Source organism: Streptomyces sp. TLI_146 (assembly GCF_002846415.1).
Classification (GTDB): domain Bacteria; phylum Actinomycetota; class Actinomycetes; order Streptomycetales; family Streptomycetaceae; genus Streptomyces.
The window spans coordinates 4,257,561-4,274,692 of sequence record NZ_PJMX01000001.1 but is presented as its reverse complement, the minus strand read 5'-3'; the positions used below and the strand labels follow the sequence as shown (position 1 = coordinate 4,274,692).

Here is a 17,132-nt window from a genome sequence, read left to right as displayed (position 1 = left end):
ACCGTCCCGTTCGTCGTGGTGCGGATCGGAAGGCTGAGCGGTCGCACCCGGGCCCGGAGCGGCTCTCAGTATCGGCGCGGACACACGGCGGGTTCCCCGCTGCCGGAGGAGATTGGCCGGAAAAGTGTGCGTACGCGAAGATCCCGGGCGGCACGCCGTCGCGGGGGAGCCGCTCGTATGCTCGGGGGATGACTTCCAGCGCGCAGCGACCGCAGGCAGACGCACCGACCGCCAACGCGATGCGGCGCGCGCTGAAACGCGCCCGGGACGGCGTCGCGCTCGACACCACCGAGGCGGCCGTGCTGCTCCGGGCGCGCGGCGAGGACCTGGTGGACCTGGCCGCCTCGGCGGCCCGGGTGCGCGACGCGGGTCTGGCGGCGGCGGGCCGCCCGGGGGTCATCACGTACTCGAAGAGCGTCTTCATCCCGCTCACCCGGCTGTGCCGGGACAAGTGCCACTACTGCACCTTCGTCACCGTCCCCGGCAAGCTGCGCCGGGCCGGGCACGGGATGTTCATGTCGCCCGACGAGGTCCTCGACATCGCCCGCCGGGGCGCCGAACTCGGCTGCAAGGAAGCCCTGATCACCCTCGGCGACAAGCCGGAGGACCGCTGGCCCGAGGCCCGCGAGTGGCTGGACGCGCGCGGCTACGACGACACGATCGCGTACGTACGGGCCATCTCCATCCGGATCCTGGAGGAGACGGGTCTGCTGCCGCACCTCAACCCGGGTGTCATGTCGTGGACCGACTTCCAGCGGCTCAAGCCCGTGGCCCCCTCCATGGGGATGATGCTGGAGACCACCGCCACCCGTCTGTGGTCCGAGCCCGGCGGCCCGCACCACGGCTCGCCCGACAAGGAACCGGCCGTGCGGCTGCGGGTGCTGGAGGACGCGGGGCGCTCGTCCGTGCCGTTCACCAGCGGGCTGCTCATCGGGATCGGCGAGACGTACGAGGAGCGGGCCGAGTCGCTGTTCGCGCTGCGCCGCGTGGCCCGCTCGTACCACGGCATCCAGGAACTCATCATCCAGAACTTCCGCGCCAAGCCGGACACCGCGATGCGCGGCATGCCGGACGCGGAGCTGGACGAGCTGGTCGCCACGGTCGCCGTCGCCCGGCACATCATGGGCCCCTCCGCCTGCCTCCAGGCGCCGCCGAACCTGGTGGACAGCGAGTACGCACGGCTGATCGGCGCGGGCATCGACGACTGGGGCGGGGTCTCGCCGCTCACCATCGACCATGTGAACCCCGAGCGGCCCTGGCCGCAGATCGAGCAGCTCACCTCGGAGTCGGCCGCCGCCGGGTTCGAGCTGCGCGAACGCCTCTGCGTCTACCCCGAGTTCGTCCAGCGCGGCGAGCCCTGGCTGGACCCCCGGCTGCTGCCGCACGTACGCGCGCTCGCGGACCCGGAGACGGGTCTCGCCCGGCCGGACGCGGTGGTCGAGGGCCACCCGTGGCAGGAGCCCGAGGAGGCCTTCACCTCCACCGGCCGCACCGATCTGCACCGCACCATCGACACCGACGGCCGGACCTCCGACCGCCGCGACGACTTCGACGAGGTGTACGGCGACTGGGAGGCGCTGCGCGAGGCGGCCGCCCCCGGCATGGTGCCCTCCCGCATCGACACCGACGTACGGGCGGCGCTGGCGACGGCCGCCGACGACCCGACGAAGCTCACCGACGACGAGGCGCTGGCGCTGCTGCACGCCGACGGCCCGGCCCTGGACGCGCTCTGCCGCATCGCCGACGAGCTGCGCCGGGACGTGGTGGGGGACGACGTCACGTACATCGTCACGCGGAACATCAACTTCACCAACGTCTGCTACACCGGCTGCCGCTTCTGCGCCTTCGCCCAGCGCCGCACCGACGCCGACGCGTACACCCTCTCCCTCTCCCAGGTGGCCGACCGCGCCGAACAGGCCTGGGACGTGGGCGCGGTCGAGGTCTGTATGCAGGGCGGTATCCACCCGGACCTGCCGGGCACCGCCTACTTCGACATCGCGCGGGCCGTGAAGGAGCGCGTGCCGGGCATGCATGTGCACGCCTTCTCGCCGATGGAGGTCGTCAACGGCGCCACCCGCACCGGCCTTTCGATACGGGAGTGGCTCACCGCCGCCAAGGAGGCGGGCCTCGACTCGATCCCCGGCACCGCCGCCGAGATCCTCGACGACGAGGTCCGCTGGGTCCTCACCAAGGGCAAACTGCCCACCGCCACCTGGATCGAGGTCATCAGGACCGCGCACGAACTGGGCATCCGCTCCTCCTCCACCATGATGTACGGGCACGTGGACCAGCCCCGACACTGGCTCGGCCACTTCCGTACGCTCTCCCGCATCCAGCAGGCCGCACTGGATTCCGGGCGGCAAGGTTTCACCGAGTTCGTGACGCTGCCGTTCATCCACACCAACGCGCCGGTCTACCTCGCCGGGATCGCCCGCCCCGGCCCCACCACCCGCGACAACCGCGCGGTGATGGCGATGGCCCGCCTCCTGCTGCACCCGCACATCACCAACATCCAGACCAGCTGGGTGAAGCTGGGCACCGAGGGCGCCGCCGAGATGCTGCGCTCGGGCGCCAACGACCTGGGCGGCACGCTCATGGAGGAGACCATCTCCCGGATGGCGGGGTCGAGTTACGGCTCGTACCGCTCCATCAAGGACCTGGTCGCCATCGCCGAGGCGGCGGGCCGCCCGGCCAGGCCGCGCACCACGCTGTACGGCGAGGTGCCCCAGGAGCGGCAGGACGCGGCCCACGCTTCGGACGGCCATCTGCCCGAGCTGCTGCCGGTGTTGGGGGACTGAGGGGTCCAGGTGTGCCGGGGGATCGCATACTGATCCCATGGCAGCGGGCAAACCGTCGATGCAGGAACTCATCCGGCGGCGCAGACGGGCGGGTTTCGTCGGCAGACGCGGCGAACTCGCCCTGTTCCGGGAGAACTTCGACACCCCGGTCGACGACGAGGGGCACCGGTTCGTCTTCCACGTCCACGGCGCCGCCGGGGTCGGCAAGACGTCGCTCGTGCGCGAGCTGGAACACACCGCGCGCGAGCGCGGCGCGCTGACGGCCTACGCGGACGAGGCCGTCAACAGCGTCCCCGAGACGCTCGCCGCGCTCTGCACGCACTTCGCCCGCCAGGGCCACCCGCTCAAGGCCCTGGAACGCCTCCTCGCCACCTACCGCCAGCGGCGGTACGAGGCGGAGTCCACCACCGCGCCCGCCGACCCGGCGGCGCCCGCCCCCTCGCCCGGCTCCACCGCGCTCGCCCAGGCGTCCCTGGTCGGCCTCGGCCTGGTGCCCGGCGTGGGCGTGCTCGCGGGCGGCATGGACGCCCAGCAACTGGCCCTGGGCGCCGAGCGGATGCGGGCGGCCCTGAGCGCCCGGTTCGGCAAACAGGAGGACGTCCAGCTGGTCCTGGACCCGGTGAAGGTCCTCACCCCGGTCCTGGTCGCGGAGCTGGTGCGGATCGCCGACGAGGTGCCGTGGACCGTGCTCTTCTTCGACACGTACGAGCGCACCTCGCCGTTCCTCGACACCTGGCTGCGCGACCTGCTCACCACCGAGCGGTACGGGGCGCTGCCCGCCCAGGTCGTCGTGGTCCTCGCGGGCCAGCGCCGACTGGACCCCGGGTGCTGGGCGGACTACGCGGACCTGGTGACAGAGCTGCCCCTGGACCTGTTCACCGAGACCGAGGCACGCCAACTGCTCGCCGCCAAGGGCGTGGTGGACGAGGAGGTCGTCCGCGACGTGCTGCGGCTCTCCGGCCGGCTGCCCGTCCTGGTCTCCACGCTCGCGGAGAACCCCGGCGACGCGCGCGCCCCCGGCGCCACCGCCGTCGACCGCTTCCTGAAGTGGGAGGGCGACCCCGTGCGGCGGGCGGCCGCCCTCGCCTGCGCGCTGCCCCGGCACATCGACGAGGACGTGTTCCGGGCGGCCGTCGACGAGGACGCGGCGGGCCTGTACGGCTGGCTGTGGTCGCTGCCGTTCGTCAGCGACCACGGCGGCCGTGCTCAGTACCACGCGGTGGTGCGCACGGCCATGCTCGGCGTCCAGCGCACCGGCTCGCCGCAGCGCTGGACCGCCTGCCACCAGCGGCTCGCCGAGGCGATCGGGGCGCGCCGCGAGGCCGCCGCGGAGGCGGTCCCGGCGCGCCGCCTGTGGAGCGGCGAGCGGTGGCGCGAACTGCGCCTGGAGGAGTCCTACCACCTGCTGTGCGCCCGGCCCGGGGCCGCACTCGCCCAGATGCTGCGCGACGGCGTCGACGCCTGCGACGCCGGGCCCGCCGTCGCCCGCCGCTGGGCCACGACCCTGGCCGAGGCGGGCCAGGACGCCGACGACGAGCCGCTGCGCCGCTGGGGTGCGGACGCCCTGGCCGCGCTAGCCGACGAACAGGCGGGCGTGGAAAGGGTGCTGGCCCTGCTGCTGTCCCGGGGCGGGCTGAGCGCCGAGGGCCGCGCGGGCGCCCATGTCGTACGGGCCCGGGAGCTGCGCCACGAGGGCAACCACGCACAGGCGCTGGCCGAGCTGGACCAGGCGATCGTGCTCGCCCCGGGGCGGGCGTGGGCGCATTACAGCCGGAGCGTGGTGCGCAACGCGCTCGACGACCCCGTGGCGGCGCTCGCCGACGTCGACCGGGCCTGCGAACTGGCCCCGGACGACGCGTTCTACCTCGGCTACCGGGGCGACATGTACCGCCGGCTCGGCCGCTTCGAGGAGGCCTTGGCGGATCTGGACCGCGCGGTCCTCCTCGACCCGGGCGACGCCTGGGCCCCCGCCAGCCGCGGCCGGACCCGCCACCAGCTGGGCCTGCTGGAGGGCGCCCTGGCGGACCTGGACCGGGCCCTGGAGCTCAACCAGGACTACGAGTGGGCGCTGGTGCGCCGCGCCCAGGTGCGGCGCGGCCTCGCGGACACGGCGGGCGCGCTGGCCGACCTGGAGCGCGCGGAGCGGCTGTCGGCCGACCCGGCGTGGGTGATCGGCGAGCGCGGCGACGTGCTGCGCGCGGCGGGCCGCCACGAGGAGGCGGTGGCGGAGTACGGCCGCGCCTTCGCCCTCGACGCCGGTTACGCCTGGGCGCTGGGCAGCCGCGCCCTGTCCCTGGAGGCGCTGGGCCGCCACGAGGAGGCCCTCGCGGACTACGGCAGGGCGCTGGACGTGGAGCCCGCGTACACCTGGGCCCTGATCATGCGGGCCCGGCTGCGCTCGGAACTGGACGACCCCGAAGGGGCCCTGGAGGACCTGGACCGGGCACTGGAGACGGCTCCGGACGATGTGTACGCGCTCACCTGGCGGGGCCGGGTGCGGAGGCGGCTGTGGCAGGTGGAGGGGGCGCGGGCGGACCTCGACCGCGCGGTGGGCCTGGACGCCTCCCTCCCGTCGCCCCTGGTGGAACGGGCGTTCCTGCTGGCGGACCTGGGCGAGACCGAGGCGGAGGCCGCCGACCTGGACCGGGCGGTGGCCCTGTCCGGCCCGGACGACGGGGGTGTACGGGCGATGCGGGGGGAGGCGTACCGGCGGGCCGGGCGGTACGAGGAGGCCCTCGCGGACTACGCGGCGGCGGCCGAGGACGACCCCCGGGACGCGCTGCCGGTGGCGGGCCGGGGATATGTGCTGCGGGCGCTGGGGCGGCACGAGGAGGCGTACGCGTGCCTGACGCGGGCGGTCGCGCTCGACCCCGGCCAGGGCGCGCTGCACGCGGCCCTGGCGGCGACGCTGCTGTCCCTGTCGCGCCCGCGGGAGGCGCTGGACGCCCTGGACCGCGCGCTGGAGCTGGACCGGGAGATCGGCTGGGCGTACGGCCGCCGGGCGAGGATCTGCCTCGCTTCCGGCGGGGACGCCCTCCCGTTCCTGGACCACTGCTTGGCGCTGCTGGACGGCCGGGTGTCGGGCGAGGCCCTGGCGGCGTCCCACCGGGCCCGGGGGAACTTCGGCCCGGCGGCGGACGTGGCGGCGTCGCTGCGCGGGGTGTCGGGCGACTTCCACCGCGCGATGGCGGCGACCCGCCGCGGCTCCCCGCCCCACGCCTGGCGGGGCGACGGCCTGGTGGCGTGCTGTGCGCGGGGGGACTGGGCACGGGCGGACGAACTGCTCCCGTCCGTCACGTGGGAGGAGGCGGAGGGGTTGGAGGAGCTGGGGCTGTGCGGGGGATTGAACGGCGAGGAGCTGTCGCGCCGCCGGGAGCGGGCATGGACGAGCCTGGAGAGCACCATCCCGCGGAACCCGCCGGGGGTGGGCTGAGCCGGTCCCCCGGGGCCTCCGTTCGTCTGCGGGCCGTCCCCAACTGGTCGCGCAGTTCCCCGCGCCCCTTGGATGCCGCTGCGCGGCAATCCCCTGGGCGGCCCGAAGGGACGCTTTTTAGGGGCGCGGGGAACTGCGCGACCAGCCACCCACGGTCCGCAGACGGACGCGAGCCGGGGCGCAGGGGCCGCAGGCCCCGCGAACGGGGGCCGGGGGCGCAGCCCCCGGGGAAATCCATCCTCACCCCCCACCCACCCCCGGAGGGTTCAGGGAAGGGGCGGGGTGGGGGGAAACGACCAAAAGCGTTCAAACGGCGTCCCTCCCCACCCCCCTCGCGCTCTTATTCACCCGCACCCAATCAATTACAGTGCTGCGCCATGAGCGCAGCAGCCACCGGACCCACCACGTCCATATGGGGCCGCACCGAGCAGCAGGACTTCCGCAGCCGAGTCCGCGGCAGCCTCCTCGGCGGTGCGATCGGCGACGCGCTCGGCGCCCCCGCCACCCCCCTCGCCCTCGACGCGATCCGCACGAGATACGGCCCGGAGGGCATCACCGGCCCGACCGCAATCGAGGCAGCCGCACCCACCCCCACCGCACCCGCACCCGCACCCGCCCGCATCACCGCCGCCACCCAACTCACCCTCTTCACCGTCGACGGCCTCATCCGCGCCCAGGTCCGCCGCGACACCGGCGCCTGGCACCCCCCGACCGACGTCCACCGCGCGTACCTCCGCTGGGCCGCCACCCAGCGCGACTGGGGGCCGGACGAGCGGCGCAAGGACAACGGGTGGCTCGCCAGGGAGGAGTGGCTGTACAGCAGACGCGACCCCGCCCGCCCCTGCCTGATCGGGCTCGCGGACGACGTCATGGGCACCCTCGACCGCCCCAAGAACCCCGACGCCCGCGACCCCGCCGCCGTCACCCGCTCCGGCCCCTTCGGCCTGCTCGTCGGCTGGGAGCCGCAGCTCGTGTTCCAGCTCGCCGTGGAGTGCGCGGCCCATACGCACGGCGACCCCGCCGCGTACCTCTCGGCCGGCGCCCACGCCGTGATCGTGCACGGCCTGGCCCGCGGCGAGTCCCTGGACGCGGCCGTCCAGCGCACCCTCGCCCTGCTCGCCCAGCGCCCCGGCCACCAGCCCGTCACGGACGCCCTCCAGCACGCCCTCGGCGCCGTACGCCAGGGCATGCCGAGCCCCGGCCTGGTCGCCTCCCTCGGCGAGGGCCACCTCGCCCAGGAGGCGCTCGCCATCGCCGTGTACTGCGCCCTGGTCGGCGAGGACATCCGCCACGGCCTGCTGCTCGCCGTCAACCACGACGGGCCCTCCGGCGCCACCGGCACCCTCTGCGGCACGCTCCTGGGCGCCCTGCACGGCGAAACGGCCCTGCCGCCCGGCTGGCTCGCCGAACTGGAGGGCCGCTCCACGGTCCTGGAACTCGCCGACGACTTCGCCATGGAGATGACCCAGGGCCCGGCCCTGCACGGCCCGGCCGTCAACAGCCCGGGCTGGCTGGCCCGTTACCCCAGGGCATGACCGTACGGGCGACCGTACGGGTCAGAGCTCCAGCGCCTTCGGCTCGCCCTCCTGCGCCGGGATCGCCGCCGCCTTCGGAGCCGAACCGGGGCCGTCGTCGTCGGAGCCGATCCGCGCCAGCAGCGCGTCCCGCTCCGGGGTGTCCTCCGGCCTGACCAGACCGATCACGATGTAGAGCACCAGCGAGACCGCCAGCGGCACCGACACCTGGTACTGGAGCGCCACCCCCGTACGGTCCGAGCCGTCCAGGTTGTAGTTGACGAAGAAGAAGGTCAGCAGGCCCGCGGCCCAGCTGGTGAGCGCCGCCGTCGGGCCGGACCTGCGGAACGTACGCAGCAGGCCCAGCATGAACGGGATGGCGATCGGGCCCATCAGCCCGGCCACCCACTTGATCACCACGGTGATGATGTCCTTGAACGCGGGCGAGTTGACCTGGGTCGCGATCGACATCGACAGGCCCAGGAACACCAGGGTCGACAGGCGCGCCGCCAGCAGGCCCGCCCGCGAGTCCCAGCCGCGCGCCCGCCGGGAGAGCGCCGGTGCGACGTCCCGGGTGAAGACGGCCGAGATGGCGTTGGCGTCCGAGGAGCACATCGCCATCGTGTGGGAGAAGAAGCCGACGATGACCAGGCCGAGCAGCCCGTGCGGCAGCAGGCTCTCGGTCATCAGGGCGTACGAGTCGGAGGCGTCCGGCTTCTTGGCGTGCACCAGGAGCGGCGCGCACCACATCGGGAAGAACAGGACCAGCGGCCAGATCAGCCACAGCAGGGCGGAGAGCCGGGCCGAACGGGTCGCGGAGCGGGCCGAGTCGGTGGCCATGTACCGCTGGGCCTGGTTCCACATGCCGCCGTTGTACTCGAAGGTCTTGATGAAGAGGAACGCGAGCAGGAACGTGACCGTGTAGGGCCCGGCGGTGGGGTGGGCGTGGCCGCTGGGCAGCTTGTCCCACACGGTCCACAGCGCGCTGAACCCGCCGAGCTCGCTCAGGGTCGCGATCAGCATGGCGACGCCGGCGCAGAGCTGGATGACGAACTGGCCGAGCTCGGTCAGCGCGTCCGCCCACAGCCCGCCGACCGTGCAGTACACGGCGGTGATGCAGCCCGTGACGAAGATGCCCTGGGTGATCGTGACCCCGGTGAAGACCGAGAGCAGGGTGGCGATGGCGGCCCACTTGGCGCCCACGTCCACGATCTTGAGCAGCATGCCCGAGAGCGCGAGCGCCAGCTGCGTCGGAACGTTGTAGCGGTTCTTGAGGTATTCGAGCGGCGAGGCGACGTGCAGTCGCGAGCGCAGCCGGTTGAGCCGGGGTGCGAAGAGCTTGGCGCCGATGCCGATGCCGACCGCGATGGGGAAGGACCAGGTGACGAAGGACGTCACGCCGTAGCGGTAGGCGATCCCCGCGTACCCCGTGAACATCACCGCGCTGTACCCGGACATGTGGTGCGAGATGCCCGAGAGCCACCACGGCATCTTGCCGCCGGCCGTGAAGAAGTCGGCGACGTCGTCGACCCGCTTGTGGGACCAGACGCCGATCGCGACCATCACGCCGAAGTAGCTGATGAGCACGGCCCAGTCGAGACTGTTCATTGTCCCCTCCGAGGGGTCCGCCTTGTGAACATCGAGGTGTCTGCCGGTGCTCTTCGTCAGTGCGTCCGGCTCAGCGGGCCCCGTGCGGGAGCGGGGACTTCCGGGGATTGAACCGCCTGTTCGGAGGGCTGGTCAAGGCTTTCGGTGGTCATGGATATGAACACAGATCATAAAGTGGAACGATTTTGCTTCTGCTTTACGGAACGGGCCATTGTCGCGCCCGAGACCTGGGCCACACCATGAACGAGCACTTCGTCAGACGCGTACATCGGACGCGCACATCGGACACGCACATCGGACACGCACATCGGACACGCACATCGGACACGCACATCGGACGCGTACATACGTGAACGGCCGCACGGGATGCGGGTCCCGTGCGGCCGAGAGAGCAGGTCGGCAGGCGCCTAGCGCATGATCTCCCCCGCGTTCACCAGCAGCGACTGCCCCGTGATCGCCTTCGCCCGGTCGGAGGCCAGGAACGCCACCGCCTCCGCCACGTCCGCGTCCGTCGCCAGCTCCGGCAGCGCCATCCGCTCGGTCAGCCGCCCGAGCACCTCGGACTCGGGGACCTTCTCGGTGTGCGCGGTGAACCGGACGTACGCCTGTACCGGCGGGCCCCACATCCAGCCCGGCAGGACCGTGTTCACCCGGATCCGGTACGGGCCGAACTCCCGGGCCATGGAGTACATCGCCGAGGTCAGCGCCCCCTTCGACGCCGCGTACGCGGCCTGGCTCACCTGGGACGGGGCGGCCACCGCCGACTGCGTGCCGATGACCACCACCGAACCGCCGCGCTCCTTGAGGGCGGGCAGGCAGGCCCGGGTCATCCGCAGCGTGCCGAGCAGGTTGACGTCGAGCACGCCCTGCCAGGTGGCGAGGTCCGCGTCCTCGACCCCGCCGAAGTAGCTGTCCCAGGCCGCCACATGGACCACCGCGTCGATCCGCCCGAACCGTTCCCTCGCGAGCGCGGCGAGTGCCTCGCAGGAGGCCTCGGAGGTGATGTCGGCCGGCCGGTACGCGGTGTGCGCGCCCTCCGGGTCGATCTCGTGGGCCGCCTTGGCGAGGTTCTCCTCGGTGCGCGCCCCGAGCACCGCGTTGCCCCCGTCCCGCACGACGGCCGCGGCCACCTGGTGCCCGAGCCCGGCGCCGACGCCGGACACGACGACCGTCTTCCCGTTCAGCAACATCTGGGCGCCTCCCGGCTCTGGCAGTTCTTCTGACGGGGCGTCAGAGTAGGGCGGTCGGCGGCAGGAGGGAAGGGGAGTGTCGTGGGTGAGGAGACGAGGAGCGGGACGTACGCGGAGCTGGCGGCGGTCGGGCCGTACGGGGTGCACCCCGGCCATGCCCTGATCACCATGGTGGAGCCGCACCCGGGCCATGAGTACGCCTACAACCGCTGGTACGAGGACGACCACTACTACGCCGGGGCGATGGCGATGCCCTGGATGTTCGCGGGGCGGCGCTGGGTGGCCACCCGCGAGCTCCAGGAGCTGCGCTACCCGGAGAAGTCCGCGATCGCCCAGCCGGTGACCGCCGGGTGCTACCTCTCCACGTACTGGATCACCGAGGGCCGCTACGACGACCACATGAAGTGGACCGTCGGCATCAACAAGCGGCTCAACCGCGACGGCCGCGTCTACCAGGACCGTACGCACGTCTTCACCGCCTTCCAGGACCACGAGGCGACCGTCTACCGCGACGGGGCGGCGGGTCCGCGCGACCACCACGCGCTCGACCACCCGTACGCGGGCCTGGTGCTCCAGGTGATCGACGCCGAAGACGCGGAGCGGCGGGGCGAGTTGCTGGAGTGGCTGCGGTCGCGGCATCTGCCGCGCCGGCTCGCGGGCGGACCGGCCGCGCTGGTGACGGTCTTCCGGCCGACCCCGCTGCCCGGCGACCGGATGACGTACGTGAAGCAGGTCGAGGGGGTCGACACCCGGCTGACGCTGCTGTGGTTCCTGGAGCGGGACCCGGCCGAGGTGTGGGAGGAGCACTTCACGGGGCTGGAGGCGGCGGTGGCCGAATCCGGTCTGGGGCGCGTTGAGTTGGTGGCGCCGTTCATTCCGACGGTGCCGGGCACGGATCGCTATGTGGACCTGCTGCGCCGCACGGAGTGAGACGGACGGCATCCGGACAGCAACCAGCCCCCTCGGCTAGGACGGCGGACCAGTCGAGAGGGCCTTGCTCACTTCGCGGTGGAGCGGTGCCGGTGAAGGTCAGACTCCACGCGGTGCGGTGCGGTTGACGTCCTGGATGAAGGCCGACCACGTCGTGGGGGCGAAGTCGATCATCCCGTTGAGCGGGTTCTTGGAGTCGCGGACCGACACGGTCGAGTGATCTGCCGCCTTGACTTCCACACAGTCGCCGTTCACGGCGGAGTATGAGGACTTGGTCCACTCCGTCAGTGCATGCTGCTGAACGCGCATAATGACTCCGATGGTTGGTCCGGTTGCCCGGGTGATGTGCCCGGCCGCTGAAGCCCAGCGGCTCTGCGTGTGACGCTACGCCGCAACATCACCGATGACAGGGGCCCTTCACCCATCCGGATGGCATATTCCATCGGGTTCTTCTCAGTTGAGGCCGCCGAGGTGTAGGGTGCGCGCCCCCATGGCGGCCCCCGGCGCCTCTCGCGTCACTCGCTCACGACGAGTACCCGTCGACCACACGGTGGATGAACTCCCGCGACTGCTCGGCGCTGAGCGCCTTGGCCCTCAGATGCTCGTACATCACGGTGTAGCTCTGCACGTCGTTGGCCTTCTCCAGATAGAGGTCGCTGGTGACGCCCTCCAGATAGACCACGCTCGCGTCCATGGCGTCGTGGAACTCCAGGATGGCGAACTTGCCGTACATCCCCGGATGCGCACCCGCGTCGTACGGCAGCACCTGGAGCGTCACATGCGGCTGCTCGCTCAGCTGGGCCAGATGCAGCAGCTGGTCGCGCATGATCTGCTCGTTGCCGACCACGCGGCGCAGCAGCGCCTCGTCGATCACCGCCCAGAAGCGCAGCGGGTTGGTCGGGTCGGTGAGCCGGTCCTGGCGTTTGAGCCGGATCTGGATCCGTTTGTCGATGTCGCTGGAGGCGGCCTCGGGCCACATGCCCTCGATCACCGCCTGCGCGTACTCGCGCGTCTGGAGCAGTCCGGGCACGATCAGCGACTCGTAGACGCGCAGGCTCGCCGCGTCGGTCTCCAGACCGATGTAGACGCTGTACGGGATGTCGCCGAAGGCGTGCCACCAGCCCTGCTGCCGGGAGTCCTTGGCCATTTGCATCAGCGAGTCGACGATCCGGTGGTCCTCGACCTCGTACACCCCGCACAGGTCGCGCACATCGCGCTGGCTGATGGAGCGGCGGCCGTTCTCCAGGCGGCTGATCTTCGACTGGGAGACCAGCAGGCGCTCGGCGACCTCCTCGGCCGTCATGCCCTTCAGCTCGCGGAGTCGACGGAGCTCCTGGCCCAGTCGGCGTCGCCTGACGGTGGGATTGACGTTGGACGCCACGGGAACTGCACCTCCGGCTGCGGCACTTCTGTTGTTCTCTGCTCTTGTGCTCAGCAGACTGCCACCAATGTTCCTGGCCGCGCTGGGAAATGGCCACACACGGTGGGGTACCGGCTACCGCGGGTACGAGCGCCGGGCCTCGGCGGACGCGAAGCGCGCGGGACCGGCGGTGGCCGGCCCCGCGCGCCCGTGATGCGGCTCCCGAACCGGGTCGTGAGGGGGACGTCGGTGCGGCGGGTGGTGCGGGGTGGTGCCGTGGTGCTCGGTGGTGCGGGCGGTGCGTGGTGCGTGAGGTGGTGCGTGTGCCGGTGCCGGAGCGGCCGCTAGTGGGCCACTGCTCGGGCCATGCTGCCGCGGTGCGGCTGCATCGGCACGCCCGGCGCGGTCGCCGTCGCGCGCGTGCCCGCCGGGGCGCCATTGCCGGTGCCGTTGGCGGTGCGGCGCGGCTGTGCGCCCACTCCGTTCTGGACGTCCATGACGGCGTGCGCCACCAGTCCGCCCATCGGGTCGTGCCTGATCAGGTCCCGGAGGCGGGAGCGGGATGAACGCCCCTCGTTGCCCGGGTACAGGTGCTTGCCGAGTCCGACCGCGTGGGCCAGTGCGGCGAGCGCCGCGGTCCGCGGGTCCGGCGGTACGCCGGTGCGGATCGCACTGTCCAGCCGGGCCCTGATGTCCCGGCTGATCGCCGTGTCCGTCGCCTGGTAGCGAGTCGTCGGCAGCACTCCGCACATCTGGCCCGAGACGGCATGCACCATGCCGCACCGCTCCAGGTGCGCGAGGTAAATCTGGCGCAGCCCCAGTCGGGGCCCGCCGATCCAGTGGACGGCCCGGACCGGGCTGCCGCGCCTGCGCAGCAGTTCCAGTGCGGAGTCCAGTGTCGGATCTCCTGTCGGCCGTGCCATCACCACGGCGATACGATCCCCGTCTGGGGCTATCCGTCCTGCCAGAGCCAGCTCCACTAGCTGGGCTCCGGCGAGGCCGAGGTCGAGCGACTGCGGCTGCGCTGTGGTACCCGTGGCCGGGTCCAGAGCGAGCAGCAGAAGCTCCTCCGGAATTGTTCTGCGGCTCCTGCCCATCCATGCCTCCCCGCGTGGATGAATGACAGGGTGACCCCTCTCACATTCATCTGTCGAGAGCGCCTGGGCGGTAAGTACGGGAACCGACAGGTATGTCGTTCTCGTCTAGCACGGGGGTCAACCCCGCACACAGGACACTGGTAGATGGTTCGGACAGGTTCGGACGGCGCCCCGGGGCGCCGGGAGGAGGCATCGGTGGCGGGCGAGTCCCCCGACAGGTCGGAGCAGCAGCAGTCGTCGGGGGAGACGACTCCGAGCGAACGCGACCCCCGTGTGGCGGTGTTCGGACCGGATGACGGCCCCCGGGCCGCGTCCGGTTCCGGTGCCGTCTCCGGTACGGAGCGCAACGGCTCCGCGAAGACGTCCGCGAACGGCTCCGCGGCCGATACGGCGAAGGGCGCCGTGAACGGCTCCGGCGCCGACCGGTCCGCCGACGCCCCCGTGGACCAGGCGACCGCCGTCTTCCGTGCCCCGCGCCAGGAGGACCACGAGGCCCGTGACACCCGTCTGCGGGCGGCCGTGGCGGCCTGGGTGGCCACGGACGGCGACGCGGAGGCGGACGCGGCCGAGGACGCCGGGTCCGGTGCCGGTGCCGGTGCCGGTGCCGCGAAGACGTCCGCGAACGGCTCCGCGGCCGGGAAGCCGGACGCCGACGCGGAGGGCACCGACGAGGAGCCCGCCGCCGACGCCACGCCCGTACGGGAGACCGTGCCCGCGCCGAAGGCGGCGCCCGAGGCGGACGACACCGAGGACGAGCCCGCGGCCCAGGAGTCGGGCGACAAGGCCGCTCCGGCGCCCGAGACCGCCGAAACGGCCGACGAGCCCGCCGAGGCCGCCGAGCCCGCCGAGGCCGCCGAGGCCGCCGGGAAGGCTCCCGAGGAGCCGGACGCCGAGCAGGCCGCCGCGCCCGCCGCCGAGAAGGCTGCCGAGCAGGACGCCGAGCCGGACGCGAAGCCCGAGGCGAAGCCTGAGCCCGAGCCGAAGGCGGACGCGAAGCCCGAGGCGAAGCCCGAGCCGAAGGCGGACGCGAAGCCCGAGCCGAAGGCGGACGCCAAGGAGTCCGGCCCCAAGCCGGAAGCCGCCGCCAAGGCCGCCCCCGCCTCCGACAAGGCCGTCTCCGACAAGCCCGCCTCCGAAGGCCGGGCCGCCTCCTGGGGTGCCAAGCCCAGTGCCGAGAGCGCGGGCAAGGCCGAGGCGGTCGACCAGCCCACCGCCGTCTTCAAGGCCGTCAAGCCGCCCGTGGTGGACCAGCCGACCACCGCCATCCGGCTGCCGAAGTCGGGCGAGCCGACGGCCGAGCGGGCCAGCACGTTCGTACCGCTGCGCTCCGACGACGTACGCCCCGAGACCGAGAAGCCCAAGGCGGCGGCTCCGAAGACGGATGCTCCGAAGACGGACGCTCCGAAGGCGGAGGCCGCCAAGGCCGCCGCGCCGAAGCCCCCCGCCTCGCCCCGCATCTCCGTGCCGGACGCCGACGCCGCCGAGCGGACCCGGCAGCAGCCGCTGCCGCCGAAGCCGCCGCTCGACCTGCTCGCGGAGCTCACCAACACCCCGCCCCCGCCGCAGACCCCGGTCCGCACCGCGGTGCGGCGGTTCAAGATCTGGACCCCGCTGGTCATTCTGCTGCTGGTCGTGTTTGCGGTCGTACAGTTCGTACGCCCGCTGCCGGACGCCGAGCTCAAGATGACGTCGGCGCCGCGGTTCACCTTCGAGGGCAGCGCGCCGCAGCTGCCGTGGCCCAGTGAGGGCCAGGGCCTCATCACGGTGTCGGGCCTCGGCACGGTCGGCCGGTTCGGCGAGGAGAAGCCGGCCCCGATCGCCAGCGTGACCAAGTCGATGACCGCGTACATCATCATGCGCGACCACCCGATGAAGGTCGGCGAGAAGGGCGCCTCCATCCCCGTCGACGAACTCGCGGAGAAGGAGGGCGGCTACAACAAGGCCGGTAAGGACGAGTCGACCCTCGACAACATCAAGGCGGGCCAGACCCTCACGCAGAAGGACGCGCTCAGCGCGATCATGATTCCGTCCGCGAACAACGTGGCACGCCTGCTGGCCCGCTGGGACGCGGGCTCCGAGGCGGCGTTCGTCCAGAAGATGAACGACACCGCGAAGCAGCTCGGGATGACGAACACCACGTACACCGACCCGTCCGGTCTGAACGCCACCACCGTGTCGACCGCCGTCGACCAGGTGAAGCTGGCCACCGAGCTGGTGAAGGACCCGGCGCTCGTCGACATCACCCGGCAGCCGTTCTGGATCGACCCGATGGGTGTGAAGCGGCGCAACTACAACACCCTCGTGCCGTTCAACGGCGCGATCGGCATCAAGACCGGCTCGACCACCAAGGCCGGCGGCAACCTGCTCTTCGCCGCCACGAAGGACGTCGGCGGTACGAAGCAGACGATCGTCGGCGCGGTCTTCGGCCAGCACAAGAGCACGTCGATCCTGGACCTGGTCAACAAGGTCAGCAAGGACGTCCTGATCGCCACCCGCAAGTCGCTCACCTCGGCGACCGTGATCAAGAAGGGTGACGTCGTCGGGTACGTGGACGACGGGCTCGGCGGCCGGACCCCGGTCGTCGCCACCAAGGACCTGACCGTCGCCGGATGGTCCGGTCTCCAGACGACGATCTCGCTCACTCCCGGTGACACCAAGGTGCCGCACTCCGCGAAGGCGGGCACGGTGGTCGGCAAGCTGACCGTGGGCTCCGGACCCGGCCAGGTCTCCGCCCCGGTCGCCCTCCAGAAGGCGCTCGCCGAGCCCGGCTTCGGGTCGAAGCTGACCCGTCTGGGCTAACGGACGCGACGTACGCACGAGCGCGGGCCCGGCACCGGGAAGGGTGCCGGGCCCGCGTGACGACGGCTTCGGAACGAAGGGGGCGGACAGCAGATGACCGTGATCGGGAAGCCGGGAGCACCGGTGCCCGCCGGGCTTCGGGCGCAGGTCGCTCGCGCTCTCGTGCTAGCTTCGGTCAACTGGAGGACGCTGGGCGGCGTCCCTATGAGCGATGGGGCGAGAGACGTCCTGAGACTGTGTGAGGCGGGAGAGCCGCAGTGACCACCGCTGAGCCGACGCCCACCCGCGCCGACGGCAGCAGCCCTTCTCGGCAGCCGGGTGGACGAATACAGGACGAGAACAGGGACCCGGTGAGGGAAGAGAACCTGACCGGGTTGGCCGACGCGGCCCCGGTCCTGGAGAA

At 72.3% G+C, this 17,132-nt stretch carries 10 protein-coding genes; 5 read left to right on the top strand and 5 right to left on the bottom strand.

Annotated elements, in window-relative coordinates; translation table 11 throughout:
• Window positions 1-188 precede the first annotated feature (188 nt).
• The 3 genes from BX283_RS19095 (at window position 189) to BX283_RS19085 (ending at window position 7,766) form a co-directional block, all read left to right on the top strand.
• Entirely contained in the window at window positions 189-2,798 is a 2,610-nt protein-coding gene (locus tag BX283_RS19095) for a bifunctional FO biosynthesis protein CofGH (RefSeq protein WP_101388784.1), read from the top strand.
• Between the two features lie 37 nt (window positions 2,799-2,835).
• Window positions 2,836-6,231, top strand: coding sequence for an ATP-binding protein (locus BX283_RS19090; protein WP_143676437.1), 3,396 nt, complete (start codon window positions 2,836-2,838; stop codon window positions 6,229-6,231).
• A 377-nt stretch (window positions 6,232-6,608) separates the two neighbouring features.
• A complete protein-coding gene (locus tag BX283_RS19085) occupies window positions 6,609-7,766 on the top strand; it encodes an ADP-ribosylglycohydrolase family protein (protein WP_101388782.1) in 1,158 nt (385 codons plus the stop codon).
• Between the two features lie 21 nt (window positions 7,767-7,787).
• Here the strand turns inward: BX283_RS19085 and BX283_RS19080 are convergent, their stop codons facing one another.
• Window positions 7,788-9,353: a sodium:solute symporter family protein gene (locus BX283_RS19080; RefSeq protein WP_101388781.1), complete on the bottom strand. Its 1,566-nt coding sequence runs from the start codon at window positions 9,351-9,353 to the stop codon at window positions 7,788-7,790.
• Window positions 9,354-9,760: 407 nt separating this feature from the next.
• Window positions 9,761-10,543 carry an SDR family oxidoreductase gene (locus tag BX283_RS19075; protein ID WP_101388780.1) on the bottom strand — a complete coding sequence of 261 codons (783 nt, stop codon included), beginning with the start codon at window positions 10,541-10,543 and terminating at the stop codon, window positions 9,761-9,763.
• Window positions 10,544-10,624: 81 nt separating this feature from the next.
• Between BX283_RS19075 and BX283_RS19070 the strand changes: the two genes are divergently transcribed.
• Window positions 10,625-11,473, top strand: coding sequence for a hypothetical protein (locus tag BX283_RS19070; protein ID WP_101388779.1), 849 nt, complete (start codon window positions 10,625-10,627; stop codon window positions 11,471-11,473).
• A 99-nt stretch (window positions 11,474-11,572) separates the two neighbouring features.
• Here BX283_RS19070 and BX283_RS19065 read toward each other — a convergent pair whose 3' ends face one another.
• The 3 genes from BX283_RS19065 to BX283_RS19055 all read right to left on the bottom strand — a co-directional run bounded on the left by BX283_RS19065 (window position 11,573) and on the right by BX283_RS19055 (window position 13,930).
• The gene (locus BX283_RS19065; protein WP_101388778.1) at window positions 11,573-11,782 is read right to left on the bottom strand and encodes a DUF397 domain-containing protein; all 210 of its coding nucleotides are present in this window, start codon (window positions 11,780-11,782) and stop codon (window positions 11,573-11,575) included.
• Window positions 11,783-11,996: 214 nt separating this feature from the next.
• Complete coding sequence (locus BX283_RS19060; protein WP_101388777.1) at window positions 11,997-12,854, bottom strand: helix-turn-helix transcriptional regulator; 858 nt, start codon at window positions 12,852-12,854, stop codon at window positions 11,997-11,999.
• Between the two features lie 323 nt (window positions 12,855-13,177).
• The gene (locus BX283_RS19055) at window positions 13,178-13,930 is read right to left on the bottom strand and encodes a GPP34 family phosphoprotein (protein WP_101388776.1); all 753 of its coding nucleotides are present in this window, start codon (window positions 13,928-13,930) and stop codon (window positions 13,178-13,180) included.
• 195 nt (window positions 13,931-14,125) lie between these two features.
• On the opposite strand from BX283_RS19055, the gene BX283_RS19050 reads away from it, so the two are divergent.
• Window positions 14,126-16,729: a D-alanyl-D-alanine carboxypeptidase gene (locus BX283_RS19050; RefSeq protein WP_101388775.1), complete on the top strand. Its 2,604-nt coding sequence runs from the start codon at window positions 14,126-14,128 to the stop codon at window positions 16,727-16,729.
• The last annotated feature ends 403 nt before the right edge of the window (window positions 16,730-17,132 follow it).